Raw genomic sequence first — 24766 nt, 5'->3', positions numbered from 1 at the left:
ATGTGTTGGGTAAGTAAGTCCTTACCCAACATTGTGATGGCTTAAAGTGAAATACGCGTATTGTTCTCTTTCAATTCCAATGCAGATTGTGCTTTGTCTGTAAGCAGATTAGCACTGATCGATTTGGTATTTGGGAACAACTTAAACCATTGAGTATCAATTTGTTGTAATTGAGCAATGTCATCACAGTGATATTGGTATTGCACACTGAATGAACCATGGGCTGAGTGTTGAACACTGTGGTGATGCTCATCATGATCATGATGGATATCTTTATCTTGATGTTTTTCATCATGTTTATCATGATGGTCGTGGTCGTGGTCGTGGTCGTGGTCGTGGTCGTGGTCGTGGTCGTGGTCGTGGTCGTGGTGCTCATCAACACCTAAAGTGTGCGTAATATCACTTTGTTCTAGGTGGCAGTTCGCTGCGCTAGATAACTGGAAAATTGCCTTGGGTTGGTTGAACTGTTCAAGCACTTTATTCAGTGTTTGCTGTTGTTGATCATTTTCTGGGGCATGCTCAAAACCCACCACATCAGCGCCTGGCGCTGTAATCTCGATTAATAAATCTTGTCCATCTTGAGCAATATTAAATTCAACATGGCCGTGTACGTGTGCTTCATGTTGACGAAACTCTTCATTGGCGAGTGCTGCCGTGCTGATCATTAGGCTAGATGCGCTCATCGCAACGCCGATACATAAAGCTAGTTTGTGTTGCATTATCATTGGTTGGTTCCTTTTAAACATTAAAATATCCCTTAGCGCATGCGCCTAGGGTAATAATCATGGCTATGAAAATGTTTAAAAGATCGGCGGAGAGCGCGCAAGATAAGCGTAATGTACAGAAGGACGACGCTGTATTCTTTCGACAGTAAAAGGAATCTCACTTCCAATCATAACCGGCAGCGTCGGCATCGCACAGCTTAGGCCATTTTGTAGACCTGCAAAATGCTGACAATGGTGCTGTGTATGATGGGATGGCGTGATGTCGAGGTAATGCTCAACATAAGCCGCATTCAGCCATAAGGTGAGTAACACGGCACATAGTGCAGTGAACTTTATGCTGGAATAGGAAAAACACGGACGATTGAGCATTAAATGAAGACAGTCGTGAAAATAACAATTGTTATAATATAACAATATAAAGAGAGCAAAGAATACTCTTTTTTATATTGGGTGAGAATATCTATCGATAGGCATCACCCAATCATGGTGAGTTTGCGAGCGCTATAAGCTCTGCTTGATTATGCCTAATACTGTTTGAATTTCATCTTCTGTAAGGACACCTTCTTTAACAAACAGCACCTTGCCTTGTTTATCTTGAACGATAATGGCTGAAGATTCGGCTTGTAAATCCCAAGTATTAGCAACATTTCCTGCTTCATCCAGAACCATTGAAGACCATGGGAACTCTTTTTTGCTGTCTTGAGCTGACGATTTCACAAAAGAGCTCGTCCCCCAGATAGCATCATCTTGGTTGATGATCGAGGTCGTTTGGTAATTTTCCTGTGGGTATCCGGCTGCAGTAATCGCAGCCATGAGCGGCGCGTTCATTTTTTTTGCACTGCTGCGCCCTGCAATAGCTTGAATTACGCGAACTTTACCTAAGAGCTGATCACTGCTCCAAACTTGGTATTTGGCTTTATCGCCTTGCAGGATGATTTCGCCATGTTTCGCAACCTCAACTTTAGGTACTGATTGACCCAAAGTGATATTGTGCGCTAAAGCGAGTGTTGGAGAGCACGCCAATAGAATGGCGATAAGTGTTTTATTTTTCATTGTATTATTCCCTTTGATTGAGCAACAAAGGTATAGCACAGAATGATAGAAACAACGAAAATAGGCACTCACGGCATTAGGTAAAATGCCAAGAGAGCCTCATTTTAGTACAAGTTATTGATTGGATTGTGGTGGGAAGCAGATGCCTGTTCCGCCTAATCCACAGTAGCCGTTCGGGTTTTTAGCTAAATATTGTTGATGATATGTTTCAGCAAAATAGTAGTGACCCGCTGGTCGAATTTCGGTCGTGATGGCAGCTTTATCATGTTCAGATAAAGCTTGCTGATAGTTTAATTTTGACTGTTCAGCGATTCGTTGTTGCTCGTCGTTAAAGGTGTAAATAGCAGAGCGATATTGAGTGCCCCTGTCATTACCTTGTCGCATCCCCTGAGTTGGATCGTGTTTTTCCCAAAAATGACTGAGTAGTGTTGCTAATGGCAAGCGTTTTGGATCAAAGATAACGCGTACCACTTCTGTGTGCCCTGTTTTACCGGTACAGACCTCTTCGTAGGTTGGGTTGGGCGTAAATCCCCCTGCATAACCAACAGAAGTCGATACAACGCCATCGAGTTGCCAATATAGGCGTTCTGCACCCCAGAAGCAGCCCATGCCAATGAGGATTTGTTGTTCATCATCAGTGGGCTGTGCATTTAAGTTGCTGTTATTCACATAATGAGCAGCATCAATTTCCATTGTGGTACTACGTCCAGGTAGAGCAGTGTCAGCGTTGACCATGGCTTGCTTGTCAAACATAACCTTTCCTTTTATAAACTGATTGATACTTTATTTTTTATTATTGAGTTATTCACTAAGATTAAGACTGGATAATTGACTGATTTCATACAGACGAAAGTCGTTATTGGCGGTATGATTTCAATCTATTCAAGATCTGTTAACTCAACTGCGCCCTAATTAAGCATGAGACGAAAATCATTACCAGTGCTATTGACGATGTTACTACTCTCTACTTCGGTTGATGCGAAAGTGGATTTGGCCATTAATGGCTTGCAAGGAGAGCAAAAAACAAACGTTGATGGTTATCTATCGTCAATTCCACAAAGCGACTATTCGACAGGCCTACGCTTTCAATCCCGTTTAGAAAAAAGCATCTCTGAGGCGTTGAGTGCTATAGGCTACTACCACCCTAAATTTGACTTTCTCGTTGAGGCTAATGGCCAGAAGTTAGTGGTTAATGTTACCCCTGGTGAAGTAATGACAGTGCAAGAGTTTGATGTTGTCATCAGTGGTGAGGCCGAATCTGATCGTGATTTTCGTGAGTTAATTTCCCTAAATGCTTTGCAAGTTGGCGCACCACTCAACCATGGTCAATACGATACTCTGAAATCAGGCATTCGCAATTTGGCGTTGCAGAAAGGCTATTTTAACGGTGATTTTACGCTTAGCCGATTGGAAGTGGTGCCAGAGCTGAACCAAGCATTTATTCGCCTGCATTTCGATAGTGGGATACGTTATCATTTCGGTGCATCAACTATCACGGGCAGTCAGATTAAAGAAGAGCGAGTCCGCTCACTGCAACCTTACGAGACCGGTAAACCCTATTTGGTGTCTAAGGTTGGCGCATACAACCAAAACCTCTCCAATACCGACTGGTTCTCCTCTGTATTCGTTGAGCCTGACTTAAGCCAATTAGATAATGGGCGAGAGGTGCCAATGAAGGTGTCGCTTGCTCCACAAGCTCGCAATAAAATTGAAACTGGTCTGGGTTATTCAACCGACGTTGGTGTGCGAGGTTCATTGAAATGGAATAAACCTTGGGTGAATAGTAGAGGTCATAGTTTTGATAGCAGTGTCTCGATTTCTGCGCCTGAGCAAACTATTACTGCCGGTTATAAAATTCCGTTAGAAGATGTGTTGCGTCAGTATTATCGCATTCAGTATGGAATGAAGAATGTCGATAGTCGTGATACTCAAAGTTTAGAATCCAATTTATCTGTTGAACGTCATTGGGAGCTAGATAATGGTTGGCACCGCACACTATTTGTCCGTTATTTGATTGAAAATTATGAACAAGGTTTGCAAAGCGATGTTGGTCATTTTGTATTGCCAGGTGTCACTTATACCCGTACCCGAGTGAGGGGAGGTTCGATGCCCATGTGGGGAGATAAGCAGAGTATCACCTTAGAATACGCAGACCCTAGTCTTGCATCGGAAACTCGAGTGGCTCGTGTTTTAGCTAGTACAGCTTGGCTGCGGGGTATTGGTCGGAACCATCGTGGTCTATTTCGTATCGATGGAGGAGCTAATATTACCGATGAGTTCGATAAGCTCTCTCCTTCACTGCGTTTCTTTGCTGGTGGTGACAATAATTTGCGTGGTTATGGCTATGAATCTATTTCACCTAAAGATGAAAGTGGTGCTTTAACTGGGGCCCAATATATTGCGACGACGTCATTGGAATATCAATATCGTGTAGTAGGAGATTGGTGGGGAGCAGCATTTGTGGATTACGGCGATGCTTTTAATGATTCCCCTGAGTGGAAAACTGGTGTTGGTGTAGGCATTCGTTGGGCATCACCTGTTGGTCCTGTTCGTCTAGATTTCGCTTGGGGGCTGGATTCAGAGCCTGGTGATGAATTTAAATTGCACTTTACGTTGGGGCCTGAATTATGACCAAGGCTATGTTGAAGATAACCAAGTGGATAGCCACTATTTTATCTGTCCTGCTGATGGTATTTCTCATTGCTATTATTGGCTTGTTGTTCACTAATGCAGGATTGAATGTACTGTTGTGGGGTGCGCAACAAGCCGTACCTCAACTGCAAGTCGCTACTACGCAAGGTGCCTTATTTCCACGCTTTACTCTTAATCAAGTGGCATTTATCGATGATGACTTACATCTTGATTTGAAAGCCAAAAGAGTGACGTTAGCCGTCAATGCTAATTGCTTATTCGAGCCTGCATTGTGCGTGCAAGAACTTGCGGTCATAGGACTAGACTTTGCTATGCCAGAGTTACCGCCAGAGAGCGATGAGACGCAAGTGGCCGAATCTGAGCCGGTAACCGCCATCTCTACTCCTGTGCCTATTACCATTGGGCGAGTAGTGTTAAACGATATTAAACTGGATATATTGGGCAATAAAATAGCGTGGCAGAGCTTCTCGACCAACGCTTCTATGTTCGGTAATCGTTTAAAAATAGGTAAAACCAGTTGGAATGATATCCAACTATCATTAGCCCCAAATGAAGCTGAATCAGCAATGCCTACCGCGGCTGAGTCAGAGAGACAACCGATAGTGCTACCGGATGTGACAATCCCCCTGCAAGTCGAGCTTATGCGTTTTGACATCAATAATTTCACTCTGCAACAAGCAGAGCCTATTGTGGTCAATCATTTAGGTTTAGTGGCGAATGCCTATCAACATAACGTTTCATTAAAAGCGCTAGAGTTGGATCTTCCACTGTTGGTGGCAAACCTAAAAGCAGATGTGAGATTACAAGGCGAGTACCCATTAAATTTATCGTTAAAAAGCACCATTAAACAGGCTGAAGCTAATGGGCAGACTGTTGCGCTCGACGCTTTTGGCAGCGTTAATGATTTAACCCTTGATGCTAAGTTTGGTGGATTGGTGCAAGCGACGCTGCATGCACAATTATCGCCTCTAGATCCTGAACTCCCATTTGATATCGTGTTGGATGATGTACAGGCCCAATGGCCACTCATCGGGCAAGGTGACTATTTTATTTCTGTTCCAACACTGAAAACACAAGGCTCATTGCAGGGGTATAACCTAACCTTGCAGACACAGCTTAAAGGTAAAGATCTACCCGATGTGTCGTTGGATGTGGCAGGAAAAGGGACGTTGGAACAGATTGCTCTTGAATCTTTGCTGGTTGAAACGTTAGGTGGCCGCGTACGTGGTCAAGCGATGGCCAATTGGCAAGCTCCAATCAATTGGCAAGCCGCATTAACCATGCAAGATATTCAGCCCGGTTTACAGTGGTCAGAAGCTGAAGGGGTGATCAGCGGCAAACTGGAAACCAGTGGAGAGTTAACTTCGCAAGGTGGGTGGAAAGTCGCGTTACCGCTTTTAGATATTGATGGGACATTACGCGATTATCCGCTCAATGTTGAAGGTCAGATCGATGCATCAGATCCTACTGGTAACGGTGAATTTCAAGTATCGACAAGTGGTTTAACGCTCGCTCACGGTCCAAACCAAATAACGGCGAAAGGTGTACTGGATAAAAATTGGCGCATGGGGTTGTCTGTCGATTTCCCTGATTTAGCCAAAAGTGTTCCCGATCTTGCTGGTAAATTAATCGGTGATATTCAGTTAGGTGGCGATCTCAAACAGCCAAAAATCAAATTGAGATTAGATGCTGATTCTTTAGCGTGGCAAAAAGAAGCCACCTTGCAGCATGTGACTTTACATGGGGATGTCATACCGCTACCAATGCCACAAGGCACACTACGGTTACAAGTTCGTCAACTGGAATACCAACAACATAGTGTTGAAAGTCTGGATCTAAATTTTGCTGGGACTCAGCAGCAACATACACTGAGCTTAGATATGGTGTCAGATTTACTCTCAACTAGCTTAGCTATCAGTGGTGCTTTTGAAGATAAACCTGCCATGATATGGAAAGGTGCGCTAGATAGCGTGCAGTTTTCTACTCAGCAAGGGCCTTGGGAACTGAATCAAGTTACTCCAATCGTAGTTAATGTAGATGAACAGCAAGCGACGATTGCGGCGCACTGTTGGTTACAAAATGATTCTTCTCTCTGTTTGGATAAAGAGGCGACAGTTGGGCAAAATGGCGCAGCGCAGCTTTCGATTAACCAGTTCGATTTCAAGCAAATTGCCATGTTTGTACCTGCTGAAACTGAAATCCAAGGGCAAGCGGATGCCAATATCACGGCTAAGTGGGAGGAAAATAGCGCTCCTCAAGCACTGATCACACTGAATTTATCTAAAGGGCATGTCACACAGCATCTCGAACATCCGGTGACGCTTGGCTGGGAAAGTGTGTCGCTGGAAACGAATTTAGAGCAAAACAAACTGTTGGCTCAATGGCTACTAGATGTTACGGACAATGGCGATATTTCTGGGCAGTTGACCGTTCCTAATGTCATAGCGAAAGACAAAACAATTGATGGAACTTTAAAACTCTCCACATTCAATCTTGATTTTCTTAAGCCAATTATCGGTGAGTACAGCCAAGTTAAATCAAACATTACCACCGATCTGACATTTAATGGGCCAATGTTACATCCTAAAGTGATCGGTAGCTTAGTTGTCGATGAGATGCTCATCAAGGGAGATATTTCTCCTGTAGATGTCAATTCGGGGCGTTTAGCGGTTGATTTCAGTGGTTATCAAGCTGCACTAAACGCAGCAATTCAAACCCCCGATGGTGAACTTGATTTAGTGGGTGATGCAGACTGGCAACGTTTAGAAGATTGGCACGCCAATTTACGAGTATTTGCAGAGGAGTTGATGGTCGACTTACCGCCGATGGTCAAAATTAAAGTGGTGCCCGATATGACGATTAACGTTAAGCCAAGTCTTGCGAAGATTACGGGTAATATCAATTTACCGTGGGGGCGAATTTTGGTTGAAGAGTTGCCGTCAAGTGCCGTCAGTGTCTCGAAAGATCAAGTCATTCTTGATGCCTCCTTACAGCCCATTGATGATTTTAACGCTATTCCGTTTAACATCGAAACTGATATTAATATCTCGATTGGTGATGATTTCAAACTCAACGCTTTTGGTTTACAAGGTGGCTTAATCGGTCGTCTGAATGTGGCGCAAAAAGACAAAGGTCCATTCATCACTGGCGAGATAAATATCAAAGATGGTTCATATCGTTCATTTGGACAGGATCTGGTTATTGAAGAGGGTAAGATCTTAATGAACGGCCCTGCTGACCAACCTTATGTGTCTATCAAAGCGATCCGTAACCCTGACAATACCGCCGATGATGTGATTGCTGGTGTTAAAGTAACAGGTCCTGCTGATGAGCCAGAAGTATCCATTTTCTCTGAACCTGCTATGCCACAAGCAAATGCTTTGTCTTATTTACTACGTGGACAAGACATCGACGGTGAAGCTGGTGGCAACGCAATGACGACTGCTTTGATTGGCTTGAGTTTAGCTAAAAGCGGTCGAGTCGTTGGCGAAATTGGTCAAGCATTTGGTGTACAAGATCTGCAATTAGATACCGCAGGAACAGGCGATGATTCACAAGTGACGGTCAGTGGTTATATTTTACCCGGCTTGCAAGTAAAATATGGAGTGGGCATTTTCAGCTCGGTTGGTGAATTTACGGTGCGTTACCGCTTGATGCAGGATCTTTACTTAGAAGCGGTCTCTGGCCTAGATAGTGCGGTTGATATTTTATATCAGTTTGAGTTTGACTAAGCCTGCTGAGTTCCGAGTTCTTCGGTATGGAAGTGCCGCGAGTTTTAGCCTGTTAGATAAATCTTAACTTACTAGGGAAAGTAAAATGCAGCATTTGGTCTTTGTATATGGCACGTTGCGCCAAGGTGAAAGCAATCATCATTTTTTGCAGTCTGGTCAAATGCTAGGATCCTTTATAACAGCATCTGAATATGCATTGTATGATTTAGGCGCGTATCCTGGTCTTATAAAAGGCCATCAATCGATTACTGGTGAAGTGTATATGATCGATGAAGCAACGCTCAAGCAGCTCGATATTTTAGAAGATGTTCCTGTGGAATATCGACGAGAAATGATTGATACCCCTTTTGGCCGTGCTTGGGTGTATATCTATCAACAAGTCGGTGACTTAAATTCGCAGATTGATTCTGGGGATTGGTGTCAAAGAGTGTGAACTAATTGGTAAGTGAATCCGTATTATTATGGTGTCTGTGTCAAGGAGGTGTTTTATGAAGCCTATTTTGTTACTACTTACATTTGTGTTATTTGGTTGTGCAGTTCAACCAACTCCGACAACATCAGTGAATAGCGATTGGTTGCAATTTGGTAAGGAACAGGGAGAGAAAGGACTATTGAAACTCTCAGTTGAAAAATTAGCTACATCGGATGAGCTTTATCTCGCTTATAGCGACGGATACGAGCAAGGAAGAGCGATGTATTGCCAACAAAATGCTTATATACTTGGGGTTATCGGTAAACCGTACTTGGGTGTGTGTGATAAAGACAATGTATTTTTCCAACAAGACTACATATCGGGTCGCCAATCAACCGCTGGTCGATTCTAGTATCTTCAAGAGCCAGTCACTGCTGGCTCTTGCCTTCCTGATACGCAGCGCTTCACTCACAAATTATTGTTGTGCGCGCTCGTAAGACGATAGAATTTCAGCGCGAGCAGCGGCGGCATCTTCCCAGCCATCCACTTTGACCCATTTTCCGGCTTCTAATTCTTTGTAGCGTTCAAAGAATTGGGTGATTTGTGCTTTCAGTAAAGCAGGTAAGTCGTCTACATCTTGAATATGATCGTACTCTTTGGATAATTTTGAATGAGGCACCGCGACAACTTTTGCGTCCTCTCCAGATTCATCGGTCATTTTCAACACACCCACTGGGCGACAACGAATTACTGAACCAGGCATTAGCGGGTAAGGAGTTGGCACCAAGACATCGACTGGGTCACCATCTAATGACAATGTGTGGTTCACATAACCGTAGTTACATGGGTAGAACATCGGGGCTGACATAAAGCGGTCAACAAACACAGCGCCAGATTCTTTATCTACTTCATATTTGATTGGGTCAGCATTGGCTGGGATCTCAATCACTACGTAAAGATCATCAGGTAATGATTTACCCGCAGGTACGTTGTTTAAGCTCATTTGATATTTCCTTTTCAATTATACCAATCGTAGTAAATAACTGTTCATCCTAGCTGGTTAAAATGCTTGATAACTGCGTTAGAATTTTTGATTGTAGAATAACTACTTATCGAAAAATCCTGCCTTGTTCTCAAGCCTTTTTCCTGCGCTATTTCTGATCACTTATTTACTGTGATTGGTATTACTGGACTTGAATCGCTAAATGTTAATAGAAATAACGTATACCCTTCCTACTTGAAGTTGCAGCGGTGTTGGCTACGTTCCCTCACCCCAATCACATAGTTTATCTATGCTCATGGGGATTCACTTACTTGCCGCCTACCTGCAACTTCAAGTGGTTTGGGTATAGAAACTGTAGCGGTAAACACGAAATAGTGTAAACCCATAAACAAGAGCTTTGTGCCATTTTTCGATGAGGCTGTAGTAGTGTTACGCTCGCCTACCTGCAACTCCAAATAGTTTGGGTCTCGATGATTTTGGGTAGAAAAAAAGCGCCTGATACTAGGCGCTTGTTCGTCTTGATGATTAATCGCGGTAGCGTTCTATAAACTCTTCTACTTTTCTGACCATGTTTTTTGAGCCGCAGAAAAAAGGAACGCGCTGATGCAATTCTGTTGGTTTGATATCCAAAATACGATTCACACCGTCAGAGGCGATACCGCCAGCTTGTTCAATCAAGAAAGCCATTGGATTACATTCATACAATAAACGTAGCTTACCGTCAGGGTGGCTTTGGGTACTAGGATAGAGATAAACACCGCCTTTCAATAGGTTGCGGTGGAAATCAGAGACTAGCGAACCAATGTAACGTGATGTATAAGGACGATTTTCCTCAGGTACATTCTCTTGACAGTACTTGATGTACTTCTTCACACCGGTTGGAAAACGAATGTAATTCCCTTCATTGATGGAATAGATTTTACCATCTTCAGAAGTCATCATATTTGGATGAGACAAATAGAAGGTGCCCAGTGAAGGGTCATAAGTAAAGCCATTGACTCCATTACCCGTGGTGTAAACCAACATGGTCGATGAGCCGTATACTACATAGCCTGCCGCTACCTGTTTATGGCCCGGTTGCAAGAAGTCTTCTTGTGTTGGTGGAGTGCCGACCGGTGAAACGCGGCGGTAGATAGAGAAAATAGTGCCCACCGATACGTTAACATCGATATTTGATGAGCCATCGAGAGGGTCCATCAACACTACGTATTTGGCGTTTTTGTTGAGCTCTTTATTGAATGCAACCGCTTCATCTTCTTCTTCACTCGCGACACCACACACTTGGTCACGAGCCTCTAAAGCCGCTTTAAATTTTTCGTTGGCATAAACATCCAGTTTTTGTTGCTCTTCACCTTGGATATTATCGGTACCAACGGCACCAGTAATATCGACAAGACCCGCTTTATTGATTTCTCGGTTGACTATTTTTGCTGCCAAACGAATAGATGACAAAAGGGATGAAAGATCACCGCTTGCGTGGGGGAAGTCATGTTGTTTCTCAACAATAAACTCGCCAAGGGTGCGAATCTCAGGCATGTTATTTCCTTAACATAGATATTTTTGGGGGTATTTTGTTTCGTCGCCCATCCTCTTATTGGAATGTTGCTCGAAACGGGTGACCCGTTTCATAACGTTCGGGTAACAATGCGATTTTAAAGGTTAGATCTTTTTAATGGTAATGAACTAACAGATTGAGATCTCAATTTGTTTGTCGACTTTTTTGAAGTTGCAAACGAGCTCGCTTTTCTTGGTTGGATGGTGATAATGGGGCAATAACTCACAACGCAATGTGCGAGGCTAGGTTTTATGCATATTCATATTCTTGGGATCTGCGGTACATTTATGGGAGGTGCTGCGGTTTTGGCTCGTCAATTAGGCCATAAAGTCACGGGTAGTGATGCCAATGTATACCCCCCAATGAGCACTTTATTAGAGTCTCAAGGCATTGAGATTATCGAAGGATTTGATCCTGTCCAATTAGAGCCAAAGCCAGATCTGGTGGTGATCGGCAATGCGATGAGCCGTGGTAACCCTTGTGTTGAATATGTGCTGAATAACAACCTGCGCTATACCTCTGGCCCCCAATGGTTACAAGAGTTCCTATTGCATGATCGCTGGGTTCTGGCGGTATCTGGAACACATGGTAAAACCACGACTTCTAGTATGCTCGCGTGGATTTTAGAAGCGTGCGGTTACCAACCGGGATTCTTGGTCGGCGGGGTGCTAGGTAACTTTGGTATTTCTGCCCGTTTAGGTGATAGCATGTTTTTTGTAGTGGAAGCCGACGAATATGACAGTGCTTTTTTCGATAAGCGTTCTAAGTTTGTTCACTACCACCCTAGAACCTTGGTTATGAATAATCTTGAGTTTGATCATGCTGATATTTTTGATGATCTTGAAGCGATCAAGCGTCAATTTCATCACTTAGTGCGTACGGTTCCTGGAAATGGTCGTATCTTTGCACCTCAACAAGATAGCGCATTATCGGATGTTTTAGCTCGTGGCTGTTGGAGCGAAACCGAGTTCACGGGTGAACAAGGTGAATGGAAGGCAGAGAAAATTATCCGTGATGGTTCTCAATTTAACGTTTTCTTGCGCAATGAATTAGTGGGCACAGTCAAATGGGATCTTGTTGGTGATCACAATGTCGATAATGCCTTAATGGCGATTGGCGCTGCGCGTCACGTTGGTGTCACCCCTGATCTTGCTTGTGAAGCGTTATCTAAGTTCATTAATACCAAACGTCGTTTAGAGCTCAAAGGCGAAGTGAATGAGATTAGCGTTTTTGATGATTTTGCTCATCACCCAACGGCGATTGAACTTACCTTGGGCGGTTTACGTAACAAGGTTGGCGATAAGAAAATTATCGCGGTTTTAGAGCCACGTTCGGCGACAATGAAGTTGGGCGTGCATAAACAAACCTTGGCTGCATCGTTGCAACAAGCGGACTCCGTTTATCTCTATCAGCCTAATAATATTCCTTGGTCGGTGCAGGATGTTGCAGACCAATGTTCACAACCTGCGTATGTCAATGATGATATTGATGCTTTCGTGGCGCAAATCGCTCATGAAGCTAAGCCGGGTGACCAAATATTGGTGATGAGTAATGGTGGTTTTGAAGGTATTCATAACAAGTTACTGCTTGCTTTGAAGCAAGTCATCTAATACCAGTCGCACAAGTGAAATAGAGCTATGACAACAAAACAGAAAACTATCACATTGGCTTTTACTGGCGCTTCAGGTGCTCCTTACGGACTGCGTTTGCTTGAGTGTTTGCTTGCCGCAGATTACCAAGTTTATTTGCTGATCTCATCCGCGGCGCGGGTTGTGCTGGCGACAGAACATGGTTTGAAGTTACCTAGTGGGCCTGAAGCTGCGAAAGCGGCATTGGTTGAACACCTCCATTGTGACGCTGATAAGTTGATTGTTTGCGGTAAAGAAGACTGGTTTTCTCCCGTAGCTTCTGGTTCTGCTGCGCCAAAACAGATGGTGGTGTGTCCTTGCTCTGCAGGCAGTGTGGCCGCGATTGCTCATGGTATGTCGGATAATTTGATCGAACGCGCTGCCGATGTGGTCATGAAAGAGCGTGGACAACTGTTGCTGGTGGTACGCGAAACCCCATTCTCAACTTTGCATCTTGAAAATATGCTCAAATTGTCGCAAATGGGGGTAACGATTATGCCCGCTGCGCCGGGGTTCTATCATCAACCCCAATCCATCGAGGATTTAGTCGACTTTATGGTTGCCCGTATTTTGGATCATCTGGGGGTTGAACAAGGTTTAGTTCCGCGTTGGGGATACGATCAACGCGGTGCATAGTTTGCTGAAGTGTAGAAGGTTGTTAGTGATGTAGAGAGTAGCTTATTCGAGCAATTGCAATTACAATCTTGCTTACTCATCGGGGAGCGAACCATTCGTCTAGTGAATGCAGCTGAGATCAAGCGCGAGCTTGGGACCCGTAAACCTGAACCAGATAATGCTGGCGTAGGAATTGGGTTAGGATTTCAGAATAGGAATAACGGAATATTCTCATCCTCCTCAAGCCTGTGCCGCTCAACCAAGGAGAGCGACCAGTGAAAACCACTTTAAGTGCTATTGCACTTGCTACCATCACCACTTTCTCAGTGCATGCTGCTGAAAACAAGTTAACCGTATATACCTACGATTCTTTTGCTGCCGATTGGGGCCCAGGTCCTGCGATTGAAAAAGCATTTGAAGCACAATGTGGCTGCGATATTAACTTTGTCGCGCTTGATGATGGCGTATCTATTCTTAACCGCTTACGTCTTGAAGGTAACAATACTAAAGCTGATATCGTACTCGGTTTGGATAACAACCTGATGGCAGAAGCCAAGCAGACGGGGCTACTCACCACACACAGTGTTGATACCAGTAACGTAACCTTACCGAATGGTTGGAGCGATGATATGTTCGTGCCATACGATTATGGTTATTTTGCTTTTGTTTACAACAAAGAGAAGACGACTAACCCACCGAAAAGCTTAAAAGAACTGGTTGAACAACGTGATGATTTAAAAGTCATTTATCAAGATCCACGAACTTCAACACCAGGACAAGGCTTATTGCTGTGGATGAAAACCGTATACGGTGATGATGTAAGTGAAGCTTGGCAAAAGTTAGCGAAGAAAACCGTGACGGTAACTAAAGGTTGGTCGGAAGCGTATTCGATGTTTTTAGAAGGTGAGTCTGATCTGGTACTGTCTTATACCACATCTCCGGCTTACCATTTAATTGCTGAAAATGATAACAAATACGCGACAGCCGATTTTACCGAAGGTCATTACATGCAAGTGGAAGTCGCTGCAAAAATGAAAGGTACTGCAAACGAGAAATTGGCTGATGAGTTCATGCAGTTTATTTTAAGTGCTCAATTCCAATCGGTAATCCCAACCGGAAACTGGATGTATCCAGTCACATCGGTTGAGTTGCCTAAAGGGTTTGAAACTCTCAACGTACCACAAAAAGCACTTACATTTAGCGCGCAAGAGGTGTCTGAAATGCGTAAGCCGTGGATACGAGAATGGCAAAACGCATTAACATTTTAAGGCTATATAAGCTTAAATTAAGGTCACATAAGGTTTGAATTCGATTCCTAAAATCGGCATTGGGGTCGCGATCGTGGTCGCGACCTTTGTTATTTGTGCGCTTGCTGCACTGCTGCTACACGCGCCGAGTCTCAATGTGTTGCAAGTATGGCATGACCCTTATTATCGTCATGTTACCCTATTCAGTTTTTACCAAGCTTCACTCTCAATGCTGCTCAGTGTGGGATTGGCGATTCCAGTGGCACATGCCTTTTACCGCCGCCGCTTTTGGGGGCGCGATTTGATCCTCAAACTGTTTGCCACAACCTTAGTGCTTCCGGTACTGGTAGGGGTCTTTGGTTTGTTGGCTATCTATGGCAATAGCGGCGTATTAGCTTCGTTGCTGGCATGGTTTGATACAAAATTGCCGTTTTCCATCTACGGTTTAAACGGGATTTTACTGGCTCACCTGTTCTTTAACCTTCCTTATGCCAGCCGTTTGTTGCTGCAAGCGTTAGAAACAATTCCAGCAGAACAACATAAGCTGTGCGCGCATCTCGGTATGAGCCACTGGCATCAGTTTAAATGGGTTGAATGGCCACGTTTAAGACAACAGCTTCCGCATGTGTGTGGCCTGGTGTTTATGCTTTGCTTTACCAGTTTTGCTACGGTAATGGCGTTAGGTGGTGGACCAAAATCAACCACTATAGAGCTGGCTATCTACCAAGCGATTAAGTTTGATTTTGATCTGCAAGCTGGTGCGTTATTAGCTTTATGGCAAATGCTGTTATGCAGTGTGCTATATCTTTCTATTTCTCGGCTGGCAAAGCCTTTGGCGATAAGTGCAGGCCGCAAGCCTGTCGACTATGTAGTGAGCCGAGATAGCCGAAAAGCGAAATATTGGGATGCTGCGTGGATCCTCCTATCGTTACTTTTAGTGCTTCCGCCATTGGTGATGGTTGTGCTGAGCGGTTTGAATGCCCAGCTTTTTAGTGTGCTGAGTGACGAAAAGTTTTGGCAGGCGCTATTGGCTTCGTTACAAGTGGCGTCATTGGCGAGTATGGTAGCAGTTTGCGCTGGGGTGGCCATTTTAATTACCACCCGCGTTTGGCGTTTAAAGCTGCGTAATCGCCGTGCCGATCATCTTGAATTAGTGGGTACTATTATTTTGGTCACTCCTGGGCTGGTGATTAGCACTGGGCTGTTTTTGTTACTACGAATGTTCACCGATGCTTTTAGTATGGCGTATTGGGTGGTGCTGCTGGTGAACGGCTTAATGGCATTGCCTTATGTGTTGAAAACATTAGCCCAGCCAATGCTGCATAGCGCGCAGCAATACCAACTGCTGTGTGCCAGCCTTGGTATGAAAGGTTGGCAGCGTTTTAAAGTGATTGAACTCAGAGCATTAAGAAAGCCTCTGGCTCATGCTTTTTCGATCAGCTTTTTGGTCTCAATGGGGGATTTAAGTGCCATTGCACTTTTTGGTAGCCAAGAATTTAGAACTCTACCGCTTTATCTATTCCAATTGCTAGGCAGTTATCAAATGCAGGCGGCAGCAGTGGTTTCTCTCGCTCTATTGGTGTTGAGTGTCGGTTGCTTTGCCCTTATCGAACGCTTATTTAGCATCAACTCAAGAGGTCGTTAATGTTAGTACTAAAAGATGTGCAATATGAGTATCAACAGGAATGGTTTGAGTTTTCACTGACAGTGCCGCGAGGAGCGATAATATCCTTAATGGGGCCTAGTGGTGCAGGTAAATCGACTTTATTGAGTTTGGTGGCGGGGTTTATTGAGCCGAGTAGTGGCGAGATTGAAGTAAGCGCTCAATCGGTGTTAGGTAAAGCGCCTTACTTACGGCCATTTTCGATGCTATTTCAAGAACATAATTTATTTATGCATCTTACTGTGCGCGAAAATATTGGTCTTGGTTTACACCCCGGTTTGAAGTTATCTGCTGAGCAACAGCTTTTGGTAGAACAAGCGGCGCAACAGGTGGGGATTGCGAGTCTGTTGGAGCGTTTGCCAGAGCAGCTTTCTGGTGGTCAACGTCAGCGCGTAGCACTAGCACGTTGTTTTGTTCAATCACACCCTATATGGTTGCTGGATGAGCCGTTTTCAGCGCTGGATCCCCTACTGAGAGAGGAGATGCTCGCGCTAGTTAAGCTACTAGCCACTGAGCGGAAGATTACTGTCGTAATGGTAACGCACCATGTCAGCGATGCAAAAGCGATAGCCAGTCATTTTGCGTTTATGGCGCAAGGAAAGGTATTAGTCTGTGGTGAGATTACTGAGCTTTCTGCGCAACATTCGCATCCCTTACTGAGCGATTTTGTGCGGGCAGGGCAATAGCCTAAGTGATTGACCGAAATAAAAAACCTCGCATTGTCGCGAGGTTTTTTTAACGTAAAGCAGACTAGAACTTAAAAAGATTCGTCGTTGTGCTCTTTCAGTATTTGGAAGATTTCACGCGACGCTTTTGGTGGCTTATTGTTTGCTTTTTCTTTGTTAGCTTGACGTGTTAATTGACGTAAGCGTTGACGATCCATCTCAGGGTAAAGCTCTAGAGCATCTTCGATGGCACTATCACCTTGCTCAACAATACGGTCACGCAGTTGTTCTAGCTTATGCAATACAGCGGTATTTTGTGAGTGCTTATTGCGTAATTTATCCAGTGCGGCTTGAATTGGCTCTGGATCGATCGTACGCATCATCTTACCAATGAATTGCAACTGACGACGACGTGCTTCCATATTGAAGCGTTGTGCATCTTTAACTGCATCCATTAGATCTTCAGACATTGGGATCTTTTTCAGTTGAGATGGTTTCAGCTCAACTAACTCTTCACCAAGCTTTTGCAGCTCAATCATGTCATTTTTCATTTCGGTTTTGCTAACCCAAATGATCTCCTCTTCTTCTTCCCAAGGAGCTTTTTGATTCTTACGCGCCATATTCTTCATCTATTGAGTTATGTATGTCTGCTATTTTAGCAAGAATCGTGGGGAGAAAGCGAAATTCTTGTTATCCTAATGACATTGATTGCTAAATAAAGATGAAATATGGACGTAAAACAGCAAGTCGCTCAGCAACGTGTTGAGCTTGAAGCTGCGGTTGCCAAAGCTTTAGAGCTAGCTGCCGTGAGTTCTGATGCCGCCGAAGTGGCGATTACCAAAAGCACAGGCTTAAGTGTCTCTACTCGCATGTGCGAAGTCGAGAACGTTGAATTTAATAGTGATGGTGCTTTGGGTATCACCGTTTATCGTGGTCAACGCAAGGGCAGTGCATCAACATCTGATTTAAGTGAAAAAGCAATTCAACAAACGGTTGCCGCTGCGCTTGATATTGCGCTATTCACATCAGAAGACCCGTTTGCTGGGCCGGCACCCAAAGAATTAATGGTGCAGAATATTCCAGATTTGGATCTGTTTCACCCTGATGAGCCAAACCCTGACATGGCGGCAAAAATTGCCATTGCAGCGGAAGAAAAAGCATTAGCTTACAGCAGTAAAATTAAGCAAAGTGATGGTGCAAGCTACGACAGCCATTATGGTGTCAAAGTATACGGTAACAGCCATGGTCTATTGGCCAGTTACGCTTCAAGCCGTCACAGCATCAGTTGTTGTGTGATTGGTGAAGGTAAAAATGGTGAGATGGAACGTGATTACAGCTACACCGTTGCTCGTCACCGTGATGACTTATGGGCACCAGAACTTGTCGGTCAACAAGCTGCAGAGAAAACCATTAGTCGTTTGGATGCGCAAAAGCTGAAAACAGGCAAAGTGCCAGTGATGTTCGCTGCTGATGTTGCCACCGGTTTGGTTGGGCATTTAGTGATGGCGATCAGTGGTGGCAATTTGTACCGTAAATCTTCATTCTTACTCGATAAACTGGGCGAAAAAATCCTGCCAGATTGGTTTAACATTGCCGAAAAACCGCATGTGCTGCGCGGCTTGGCATCAAGCCCATTTGATAGTGAAGGGGTCTTTACTCAAGATCGCCAAATCATTACTGACGGTGTGTTATCGACCTATTTACTAAGTAGCTACGCGGCTCGTAAAATGAACATGACGCCAACTGGTCATGCTGGTGGCATTCATAATTGGTTTGTGAAATCGACAGGCCAGAGCTTTGAACAGATGCTCAAAGAGCTAGGTACAGGTTTATTGGTTACTGAAGTAATGGGTCAAGGTGTTAATACCGTTACTGGTGATTATTCACGTGGTGCAGCTGGTTTTTGGGTTGAAAATGGTGAAATTAAGTACCCAGTTTCTGAAATCACGATTGCAGGTAATCTCAAAGATATGTTCAACCAAATCGTGGCAGTGGGTAGTGATGTTGAAAGCCGCTCGCAGATCCAAACGGGTTCGATTTTGCTTGAATCGATGAAGATTGCCGGTGAGTAATCGCGGATAAAAAACAAAAAGCTTGGTATTTCGACCAAGCTTTTTTTGTGGATGAATTTGATGATTACATCAAAATGGTGGCTAACCCTAGAAATACCGATAAACCAATCACATCCGTTACAGTCGTTAATGCCATGCCACCAGCAAGAGCAGGATCAATTTTCATCTTCTTCAGTAAGATTGGAATGGTCACGCCAGCAATACCTGCAATCAATAAGTTGGTCATCATCGCCGCCGAAATTATTCCGCCAAGCAGCCAATTACCTTTCCAAACGATGACAATGCCACCAATGATTGAAGCCCAAAGCACCCCGTTTAAGAAACCGATCGCGGCTTCCTTAAACAGCAATTCTCGTTTATTACTGTCACCGATATGACCGAGTGCTAAACCACGAATCACCAAGGCAACGGTCTGATTACCCGCAACGCCACCCATCGAAGGGACAATCGTCATTAACACAGCAATTGCGGCCATTTGTTCAAGAGTTGCTTCAAACATATTAGAAACAGAAGCGGCTGCCAGTGCTGCCAATACATTGGCTCCGAGCCAAATACTGCGCTTACGTGCTGACTTAACCACAGGAGCGAAGGTATCTTCATCATCATTCATACCGGCCATACTCATCATCGAGTGTTCGGCATCCTCACGGATGACGTCGACCACGTCATCGATGGTAATACGACCGACAAGGTGTTGGTTTTCATCAACAACTGGCGCTGATACCCAGTTGCGACGTTCAAACAGGCTCGCCACGTCAGAATCACTAGTATTCACCGAGATGGCTTCATCGGCATCGTCCATCACCTCACTAACCTTAACGTCTGGCTGCGAGGTTAATAAGGTAATAAGAGATAAGTGGCCAATCAGTTTGCGATCTTCATCGATAACATAAAGTGCATCAGTACTTTCTGGTAATTCTGTGTGCATACGCAAATAGCGCAGTACTACATCAATATCGACGTCACCACGAATGGTAATTACGTCGGTATTCATTAAGCCACCGGCAGTATCTTCAGAATATGAGAGCGCCGTTTCGACACGTTCACGATCGGCGCTATCCATTTGTGAAAGAACTTCACGAGATAGGTTATCAGGTAAGCTACGTAAGACGTACGCAACGTCATCGGTATCCATACCTTCGGTGGCTTCAGCGAGTTTTTCCGGAGCCATTTTCGATACTAAAGCATCTTTGACGTCTTCGTTTAGCTCGTCGAGAATTTCACCATAATCTTCGGGATCGGTCAGTTGCCACAGCACTTCACGACTTTTACGCGGTGAGGCTTCTAACAGGTGAGCAATATCTTCTGGCTCCATGTCCTGGAGTTGACGACGGACATGGACAAAACGACCATTTTCTAGCGCTTCGCTGACTTCTTGGAGGGTAAGGTGAGCTTGATCAAATTCAATTTGCTCGGCCATGGTTTCCCCCTACTTGGTATTCTTACAATGTGTTGAATAGTAACTTAATTCTAGGCCTTATTTAATAAGTTCTTATTAAGCGCTGAATTTATTTTTGTTTGGAAAGGGTGAATCATGGTGAGGGATACAAAATAGTGAGTCCGAGTTACTTATTCATCTTCATCAAATTTATGCTCAATTAAAGAACTGACGGCTTCCAGTGCTTGCTCCGCTTGTGAGCCTTCTGCGCTGACGGTTATCGGTTGTCCTTGAGCCGATTCTAGCATCAATAACCCCATAACGCTGTCGGCAGTGGCTTCTTTGCCTTCTTGATTTTTGAGTGTTACAACAGCATCAAAAGATTGAGACAGTTCGACCAGCTTTACTGCCGCACGAGCATGGAGACCTAAACGATTTTGGATTAAAACAGTTTTACTCAGTAGCGGCATGCGATCAGTCCTGCTGTTTTTCTAAGGAAGTGTGGCGGATCTGTACCTGATGGCCTAATTGAGAGAAATATTCCCCAAGCTGTTGTGTCAGATACACAGAACGATGTTTACCACCAGTACAACCTATGGCAATGGTCAAATAGCTGCGGTTATTTTTTTCTAGCATAGGCAGCCAGTATTCAACGAATTTCTGGATTTGCTGTTTAAGCTCCATCACTTCACTGTGACCTTCAAGAAAAGACTTGATAGGGGCATCTAAACCTGTGAGTGGCCTGAGTGCGGGTTCCCAATGTGGGTTTGGTAAGAATCGCACATCAAACACATAATCAGCATCACTCGGTAAACCATATTTAAAGCCAAAAGATTGAAACACCATGACTAAATCTTTTCGCTCACGCCCTTCAATGCGCATGCGAACGGTTTCGCTTAACTCGTGTAAAGATTGATTACTGCTATCAAGAACTAAATCTGCTTGTTCTTTTAGTGGTGCAAGTAACTCTTTCTCTAGCTCAATGGCCTGAGCTAAAGATGGTTTATTTGAGTTGAGTGACAGCGGGTGAATACGACGTGTTTCACTGTAGCGTTTTAATAAGGTTTCTTTACTCGCATCGAGAAATAGAACACTGACATCATTATTTTGTTTAAGCTTCTCTAACACATCGCTGACTAGAGTCGGTTCTTGTGGAAGGTTGCGGATATCAATACTCACTGCCACATTTTGTTTGCTATCTTGGACGGCTTGAATAAAGGGGTCTAACAAGTTTACTGGTAGGTTGTCGACACAGTAGTAGCCGAGATCTTCCAGGACTCGTAATGCAACACTTTTACCTGCGCCAGATTGACCACTGACAACGATTAAACGCATAGTTTTGGACTCGATGATTAATGGTTAGTCATAATGTCGTACAGCTCTTGGTCGCTTTGAGCGCTTCGTAGCTGCTTTAAAACTTGTTTGTCATTCAAACGTTCTGCCATGCACGAAAGGGTTTTTAGATGCTCTTTACATTGATCTTCAGGAACAAGTAGAGCAAAAAGTAGGTCGACAGGACGATTATCAATAGCATCAAACTCAATAGGCGTATCGCATTGTAAAAGTACAGCGATAGCGTTGTCACTGGCCGTCATTCGAGCATGAGGAATAGCGATGCCATTACCAATACCTGTACTGCCCATTTTTTCTCGGCTGAGCATACATTCAAAGAGTTCGGTGGAGCTTTGGCCTGAATGTTCGGCAGCGATTTCGCTGATGATTTCTAAGGCTCTTTTTTTACTGGTACATTGGACTGCACTTTTTGTGCAGTCCAATGAAAGTACTTCGCGTAATTGCATGATTAATGACTACTTAGCTTTTCTTTATGCTTGTTGAGTTGTCTGACAAGTTTATCCACGAGGCTATCGATGGCGGCATACATACTTTCGTTATCAGCCGTGGCGTGGATATCACCTTGATTTATGTGGAGCGTAGCTTCAGCGATCTGGTTTACTTTTTCAACACGTAAAACGACCTGAATGGTGTTTATGTGATCAAAAAATCGCTCAAGTTTTTGAAACTTCGAGTTAACATAGTCTTGCATTGAATCGGTTAGATCAATGTGATGGGCATTAATATTGATTTGCATAGACTTTCCTTCTCTTTTTTGTGCCTTATAGTAGGCGTTTGCGCTGACTCGATGGAGCAATCCCCAATGATTCACGGTATTTAGCTATCGTCCTTCGAGCTACCTGAATTCCTTGGTCAGCGAGTAGATCTGCAATTTTACTGTCGCTTAATGGTTTTACTGTATTTTCAGCTGCCACCAATTTCTTAATGAGCGCTCTTATTGCAGTTGATGAACACTCTCCTCCATTGTCGGTACTGACGTGACTGGAGAAGAAGTATTTCAATTCGAAAATACCGCGCGGAGTATGCATGTACTTCTGTGTTGTCACCCGAGAAATGGTGGACTCATGCATTTCTACCGCTAAAGCAACGTCATTGAGTACCATCGGTTTCATGGCTTCTTCGCCATACTCAAAGAAATCACGTTGATGTTCAACAATACATTTGGCCACTTTGAGTAGTGTTTCATTTCTACTCTCTAAACTCTTGATGAGCCATTTTGCTTCTTGTAAATTGCTGCGAATATAGTTGCTGTCAGCACTATTTCCCTTACCTAAAGCAGCATATTGTTGATTGATTTTCAGTTTTGGTACGCTGTCAGGGTTGATGGTGACTACCCATTTCCCATGGTCTTTATACACAGAGACATCGGGTACGACGTATTCTGCATGTTCAGTCGAAATGTTGTTACCTGGTCTTGGGTCGAGTTGCTGAATCAGTTGTAAGATGTCGCGTAGTTCATCTTCTTTTAGTTTGGTCTCTTTTAAGATCAGCTTATAGTCACGGTTACCAAGTAAATCAATATGTTGAGTGAGTAGCTGTTTGGCTTCTTCTAACCAAGGTGTGTCGGTTGGATAAGTGGCGAGTTGTAAAAGCAAACAGTCTTGTAGATTGATAGAACCAACCCCTAATGGGTCGAATTGTTGGATGCGTTTACGAACCGCTTCAATTTCATCTAATTCAATCTCTTCATCGGCAAAGCTTTCTAAAATGTCGTCAAGAGAAACGGTAAGGTAACCATAGTCATCAATAGCATCAATGAGTGCTAAGGCGATGCTTCTGTCGGTGTCACTAAACGGGGTTAGGTCGAGTTGCCAAAGTAGATAGTCTTGTAGAGTTTGAGTGGTTTCACCTTGATAAACAGGCATGTCGTCGTCAAGAGCAATCCCTGTGCTACCGGTATTGGCACTGTATACATCATCCCAAGTTGTGTCGATTTCCAGTTCATTACTAATTTCTGATTTTTCAATCAAATCTGAGCTGTCTTGAGTCTCTACTTCAACAGGTTCAGCACTGACTTCTGTCTCCTCACCACGTTGAGCTTCAGCCGTTGCACCTTCGTCATAAGCCTCTTCAACATCCAATAATGGGTTTGATTCAAGGGCTTCTTGGATCTCTTGTTGCAGATCTAACGTTGACAGCTGCAACAAACGAATCGCTTGTTGTAACTGAGGTGTCATTGCTAATTGTTGGCCTAGCTTTAGTTGTAATGAGGGTTTCATTCAGCGTTGGTTACCTTGTTATTTTTAGAATTGATGTCACTCTCTACTTAATCATAGACGGAATTTGAATCAGAGACGGAATTGTTCGCCGAGATAAACCTGTTTTACTTCATCATTATTAAGCACGTCATGCGGCGTGCCTTCTGCGATTAAACGTCCTTGGCTTACAATATAGGCTTTTTCACATACATCCAATGTTTCTCGAACGTTATGGTCGGTAATTAGAACGCCTAAACCACGATCACGCAGATGTTCGATGATCTTTTTAATATCGATAACCGAGATAGGGTCAACACCAGCAAAAGGCTCATCAAGCAAAATAAATTGTGGGTTTGCAGCGAGAGCGCGCGCAATTTCAACACGACGACGTTCACCACCGGACAACGCCATACCTGCGCTGTGACGAATATGTTGAATGTGGAACTCTTCAAGTAAGTCTTCTAGTTTGTCCTGACGCTGCTCGCGGGTCATTTCTTCACGAGTTTCTAATACAGCCATGATGTTATCTTCCACCGACAATTTGCGGAAAATAGAGGCCTCTTGTGGTAAGTAGCCTATCCCTAAGCGTGAACGGCTATGCATTGGTAGAATACTAATGTCTTGATCATCAATGCTAATTTTGCCTTCATCGCGCGCGACAAGGCCGACGATCATGTAGAACGATGTCGTTTTCCCTGCACCGTTAGGACCAAGCAGCCCCACGATTTGCCCTGATTCCACTTGTAAACTTACATCGGAAACCACTTTGCGTTTTTTATAGCTTTTCGCTAAATGTTCTGCTTTGAGTATGGCCAT

24 protein-coding genes and 1 riboswitch are annotated in these 24766 nt (G+C 43.9%); of the genes, 10 read left to right on the top strand and 14 right to left on the bottom strand.

The window, feature by feature from the left end:
- Nucleotides 1–41 precede the first annotated feature (41 nt).
- The 4 genes from zrgA to msrA all read right to left on the bottom strand — a co-directional run bounded on the left by zrgA (nucleotide 42) and on the right by msrA (nucleotide 2531).
- Complete coding sequence (gene zrgA / locus HGG78_RS01080) at nucleotides 42–725, bottom strand: zinc uptake protein ZrgA (RefSeq protein WP_172531851.1); 684 nt, start codon at nucleotides 723–725, stop codon at nucleotides 42–44.
- 75 nt (nucleotides 726–800) lie between these two features.
- Nucleotides 801–1094, bottom strand: coding sequence for a DUF2607 family protein (locus HGG78_RS01075; RefSeq protein ID WP_172531850.1), 294 nt, complete (start codon nucleotides 1092–1094; stop codon nucleotides 801–803).
- Between the two features lie 132 nt (nucleotides 1095–1226).
- A complete protein-coding gene (locus tag HGG78_RS01070) occupies nucleotides 1227–1778 on the bottom strand; it encodes a YtfJ family protein (RefSeq protein ID WP_172531849.1) in 552 nt (183 codons plus the stop codon).
- Between the two features lie 114 nt (nucleotides 1779–1892).
- Nucleotides 1893–2531, bottom strand: coding sequence for a peptide-methionine (S)-S-oxide reductase MsrA (msrA, locus tag HGG78_RS01065; RefSeq protein ID WP_053309488.1), 639 nt, complete (start codon nucleotides 2529–2531; stop codon nucleotides 1893–1895).
- A 165-nt stretch (nucleotides 2532–2696) separates the two neighbouring features.
- Here msrA and tamA point away from each other — a divergent pair, with 165 nt between their 5' ends.
- The 4 genes from tamA to HGG78_RS01045 all read left to right on the top strand — a co-directional run bounded on the left by tamA (nucleotide 2697) and on the right by HGG78_RS01045 (nucleotide 8985).
- Complete coding sequence (gene tamA, locus HGG78_RS01060) at nucleotides 2697–4409, top strand: autotransporter assembly complex protein TamA (protein ID WP_172531848.1); 1713 nt, start codon at nucleotides 2697–2699, stop codon at nucleotides 4407–4409.
- Complete coding sequence (gene tamB / locus HGG78_RS01055) at nucleotides 4406–8161, top strand: autotransporter assembly complex protein TamB (protein ID WP_172531847.1); 3756 nt, start codon at nucleotides 4406–4408, stop codon at nucleotides 8159–8161. The genes tamA and tamB overlap by 4 nt, the downstream gene beginning before the upstream one ends.
- A gap of 85 nt (nucleotides 8162–8246) precedes the next feature.
- Nucleotides 8247–8594, top strand: coding sequence for a gamma-glutamylcyclotransferase family protein (locus tag HGG78_RS01050; RefSeq protein ID WP_053309485.1), 348 nt, complete (start codon nucleotides 8247–8249; stop codon nucleotides 8592–8594).
- Between the two features lie 55 nt (nucleotides 8595–8649).
- Complete coding sequence (locus HGG78_RS01045) at nucleotides 8650–8985, top strand: DUF2799 domain-containing protein (protein WP_172531846.1); 336 nt, start codon at nucleotides 8650–8652, stop codon at nucleotides 8983–8985.
- A gap of 63 nt (nucleotides 8986–9048) precedes the next feature.
- On the opposite strand, the gene ppa is transcribed toward HGG78_RS01045, so the two are convergent.
- Nucleotides 9049–9576, bottom strand: coding sequence for an inorganic diphosphatase (gene ppa / locus HGG78_RS01040; RefSeq protein WP_053309483.1), 528 nt, complete (start codon nucleotides 9574–9576; stop codon nucleotides 9049–9051).
- Between the two features lie 525 nt (nucleotides 9577–10101).
- On the bottom strand, nucleotides 10102–11112 hold the full coding sequence (gene fbp, locus HGG78_RS01035; protein ID WP_053309482.1) for a class 1 fructose-bisphosphatase: 1011 nt from the start codon (nucleotides 11110–11112) through the stop codon (nucleotides 10102–10104).
- 270 nt (nucleotides 11113–11382) lie between these two features.
- Here fbp and mpl point away from each other — a divergent pair, with 270 nt between their 5' ends.
- The 5 genes from mpl to thiQ all read left to right on the top strand — a co-directional run bounded on the left by mpl (nucleotide 11383) and on the right by thiQ (nucleotide 16970).
- On the top strand, nucleotides 11383–12741 hold the full coding sequence (gene mpl / locus HGG78_RS01030; protein WP_172531845.1) for a UDP-N-acetylmuramate:L-alanyl-gamma-D-glutamyl-meso-diaminopimelate ligase: 1359 nt from the start codon (nucleotides 11383–11385) through the stop codon (nucleotides 12739–12741).
- Nucleotides 12742–12768: 27 nt separating this feature from the next.
- The gene (locus HGG78_RS01025; protein ID WP_053309480.1) at nucleotides 12769–13395 is read left to right on the top strand and encodes a flavin prenyltransferase UbiX; all 627 of its coding nucleotides are present in this window, start codon (nucleotides 12769–12771) and stop codon (nucleotides 13393–13395) included.
- Between the two features lie 70 nt (nucleotides 13396–13465).
- Nucleotides 13466–13584: riboswitch (TPP riboswitch) on the top strand.
- A 65-nt stretch (nucleotides 13585–13649) separates the two neighbouring features.
- Nucleotides 13650–14642, top strand: coding sequence for a thiamine ABC transporter substrate binding subunit (thiB, locus tag HGG78_RS01020; protein WP_172531844.1), 993 nt, complete (start codon nucleotides 13650–13652; stop codon nucleotides 14640–14642).
- Between the two features lie 34 nt (nucleotides 14643–14676).
- A complete protein-coding gene (thiP, locus tag HGG78_RS01015) occupies nucleotides 14677–16266 on the top strand; it encodes a thiamine/thiamine pyrophosphate ABC transporter permease ThiP (RefSeq protein ID WP_172531843.1) in 1590 nt (529 codons plus the stop codon).
- On the top strand, nucleotides 16266–16970 hold the full coding sequence (gene thiQ / locus HGG78_RS01010; RefSeq protein WP_172531842.1) for a thiamine ABC transporter ATP-binding protein: 705 nt from the start codon (nucleotides 16266–16268) through the stop codon (nucleotides 16968–16970). The genes thiP and thiQ overlap by 1 nt, the downstream gene beginning before the upstream one ends.
- 71 nt (nucleotides 16971–17041) lie before the next feature.
- Here the strand turns inward: thiQ and yjgA are convergent, their stop codons facing one another.
- Entirely contained in the window at nucleotides 17042–17569 is a 528-nt protein-coding gene (gene yjgA / locus HGG78_RS01005; RefSeq protein WP_272956757.1) for a ribosome biogenesis factor YjgA, read from the bottom strand.
- 108 nt (nucleotides 17570–17677) lie between these two features.
- Between yjgA and pmbA the strand changes: the two genes are divergently transcribed.
- Complete coding sequence (gene pmbA / locus HGG78_RS01000; RefSeq protein ID WP_172531841.1) at nucleotides 17678–19021, top strand: metalloprotease PmbA; 1344 nt, start codon at nucleotides 17678–17680, stop codon at nucleotides 19019–19021.
- Nucleotides 19022–19085: 64 nt separating this feature from the next.
- Here pmbA and mgtE read toward each other — a convergent pair whose 3' ends face one another.
- From mgtE to lptB, 7 genes are all read right to left on the bottom strand, one after another.
- Nucleotides 19086–20441 carry a magnesium transporter gene (gene mgtE, locus HGG78_RS00995; protein ID WP_053309474.1) on the bottom strand — a complete coding sequence of 452 codons (1356 nt, stop codon included), beginning with the start codon at nucleotides 20439–20441 and terminating at the stop codon, nucleotides 19086–19088.
- Between the two features lie 149 nt (nucleotides 20442–20590).
- A complete protein-coding gene (locus HGG78_RS00990) occupies nucleotides 20591–20869 on the bottom strand; it encodes an HPr family phosphocarrier protein (RefSeq protein ID WP_053309473.1) in 279 nt (92 codons plus the stop codon).
- 4 nt (nucleotides 20870–20873) lie between these two features.
- Complete coding sequence (gene rapZ / locus HGG78_RS00985; RefSeq protein WP_053309472.1) at nucleotides 20874–21734, bottom strand: RNase adapter RapZ; 861 nt, start codon at nucleotides 21732–21734, stop codon at nucleotides 20874–20876.
- Nucleotides 21735–21751: 17 nt separating this feature from the next.
- Complete coding sequence (gene ptsN / locus HGG78_RS00980; RefSeq protein WP_053309471.1) at nucleotides 21752–22198, bottom strand: PTS IIA-like nitrogen regulatory protein PtsN; 447 nt, start codon at nucleotides 22196–22198, stop codon at nucleotides 21752–21754.
- A 2-nt stretch (nucleotides 22199–22200) separates the two neighbouring features.
- Nucleotides 22201–22488, bottom strand: a complete 288-nt coding sequence (gene hpf, locus HGG78_RS00975) for a ribosome hibernation promoting factor (protein WP_053309470.1) — start codon at nucleotides 22486–22488, stop codon at nucleotides 22201–22203.
- Nucleotides 22489–22513: 25 nt separating this feature from the next.
- The gene (locus HGG78_RS00970) at nucleotides 22514–23971 is read right to left on the bottom strand and encodes an RNA polymerase factor sigma-54 (RefSeq protein ID WP_053309469.1); all 1458 of its coding nucleotides are present in this window, start codon (nucleotides 23969–23971) and stop codon (nucleotides 22514–22516) included.
- A 69-nt stretch (nucleotides 23972–24040) separates the two neighbouring features.
- Nucleotides 24041–24766, bottom strand: coding sequence for an LPS export ABC transporter ATP-binding protein (lptB, locus tag HGG78_RS00965; RefSeq protein WP_172531840.1), 726 nt, complete (start codon nucleotides 24764–24766; stop codon nucleotides 24041–24043).

This window comes from Vibrio aestuarianus (assembly GCF_012395185.1).
Lineage (GTDB): Bacteria > Pseudomonadota > Gammaproteobacteria > Enterobacterales > Vibrionaceae > Vibrio > Vibrio aestuarianus.
Note: the sequence above shows the minus strand (reverse complement) of the source record. Positions and strands in the feature narration are given on the sequence as shown.

Bases quoted from the DNA above. Each gene is read 5' to 3' on its own strand.
- zrgA (WP_172531851.1), bottom strand. From the start codon at position 725: ATGATAATGCAACACAAACTAGCTTTATGTATCGGCGTTGCGATGAGC.
- ppa (WP_053309483.1), bottom strand. From the start codon at position 9,576: ATGAGCTTAAACAACGTACCTGCGGGTAAATCATTACCTGATGATCTT.
- HGG78_RS01045 (WP_172531846.1), top strand. From the start codon at position 8,650: ATGAAGCCTATTTTGTTACTACTTACATTTGTGTTATTTGGTTGTGCA.
- HGG78_RS00990 (WP_053309473.1), bottom strand. From the start codon at position 20,869: ATGCCGCTACTGAGTAAAACTGTTTTAATCCAAAATCGTTTAGGTCTC.
- pmbA (WP_172531841.1), top strand. From the start codon at position 17,678: ATGGACGTAAAACAGCAAGTCGCTCAGCAACGTGTTGAGCTTGAAGCT.
- HGG78_RS01075 (WP_172531850.1), bottom strand. From the start codon at position 1,094: ATGCTCAATCGTCCGTGTTTTTCCTATTCCAGCATAAAGTTCACTGCA.
- ptsN (WP_053309471.1), bottom strand. From the start codon at position 22,198: ATGCAATTACGCGAAGTACTTTCATTGGACTGCACAAAAAGTGCAGTC.
- yjgA (WP_272956757.1), bottom strand. From the start codon at position 17,569: ATGGCGCGTAAGAATCAAAAAGCTCCTTGGGAAGAAGAAGAGGAGATC.
- msrA (WP_053309488.1), bottom strand. From the start codon at position 2,531: ATGTTTGACAAGCAAGCCATGGTCAACGCTGACACTGCTCTACCTGGA.
- tamB (WP_172531847.1), top strand. From the start codon at position 4,406: ATGACCAAGGCTATGTTGAAGATAACCAAGTGGATAGCCACTATTTTA.
- HGG78_RS00970 (WP_053309469.1), bottom strand. From the start codon at position 23,971: ATGAAACCCTCATTACAACTAAAGCTAGGCCAACAATTAGCAATGACA.
- mpl (WP_172531845.1), top strand. From the start codon at position 11,383: ATGCATATTCATATTCTTGGGATCTGCGGTACATTTATGGGAGGTGCT.
- lptB (WP_172531840.1), bottom strand. From the start codon at position 24,766: ATGGCCATACTCAAAGCAGAACATTTAGCGAAAAGCTATAAAAAACGC.
- hpf (WP_053309470.1), bottom strand. From the start codon at position 22,488: ATGCAAATCAATATTAATGCCCATCACATTGATCTAACCGATTCAATG.
- thiQ (WP_172531842.1), top strand. From the start codon at position 16,266: ATGTTAGTACTAAAAGATGTGCAATATGAGTATCAACAGGAATGGTTT.
- HGG78_RS01070 (WP_172531849.1), bottom strand. From the start codon at position 1,778: ATGAAAAATAAAACACTTATCGCCATTCTATTGGCGTGCTCTCCAACA.
- rapZ (WP_053309472.1), bottom strand. From the start codon at position 21,734: ATGCGTTTAATCGTTGTCAGTGGTCAATCTGGCGCAGGTAAAAGTGTT.
- mgtE (WP_053309474.1), bottom strand. From the start codon at position 20,441: ATGGCCGAGCAAATTGAATTTGATCAAGCTCACCTTACCCTCCAAGAA.
- tamA (WP_172531848.1), top strand. From the start codon at position 2,697: ATGAGACGAAAATCATTACCAGTGCTATTGACGATGTTACTACTCTCT.
- HGG78_RS01050 (WP_053309485.1), top strand. From the start codon at position 8,247: ATGCAGCATTTGGTCTTTGTATATGGCACGTTGCGCCAAGGTGAAAGC.
- fbp (WP_053309482.1), bottom strand. From the start codon at position 11,112: ATGCCTGAGATTCGCACCCTTGGCGAGTTTATTGTTGAGAAACAACAT.
- HGG78_RS01025 (WP_053309480.1), top strand. From the start codon at position 12,769: ATGACAACAAAACAGAAAACTATCACATTGGCTTTTACTGGCGCTTCA.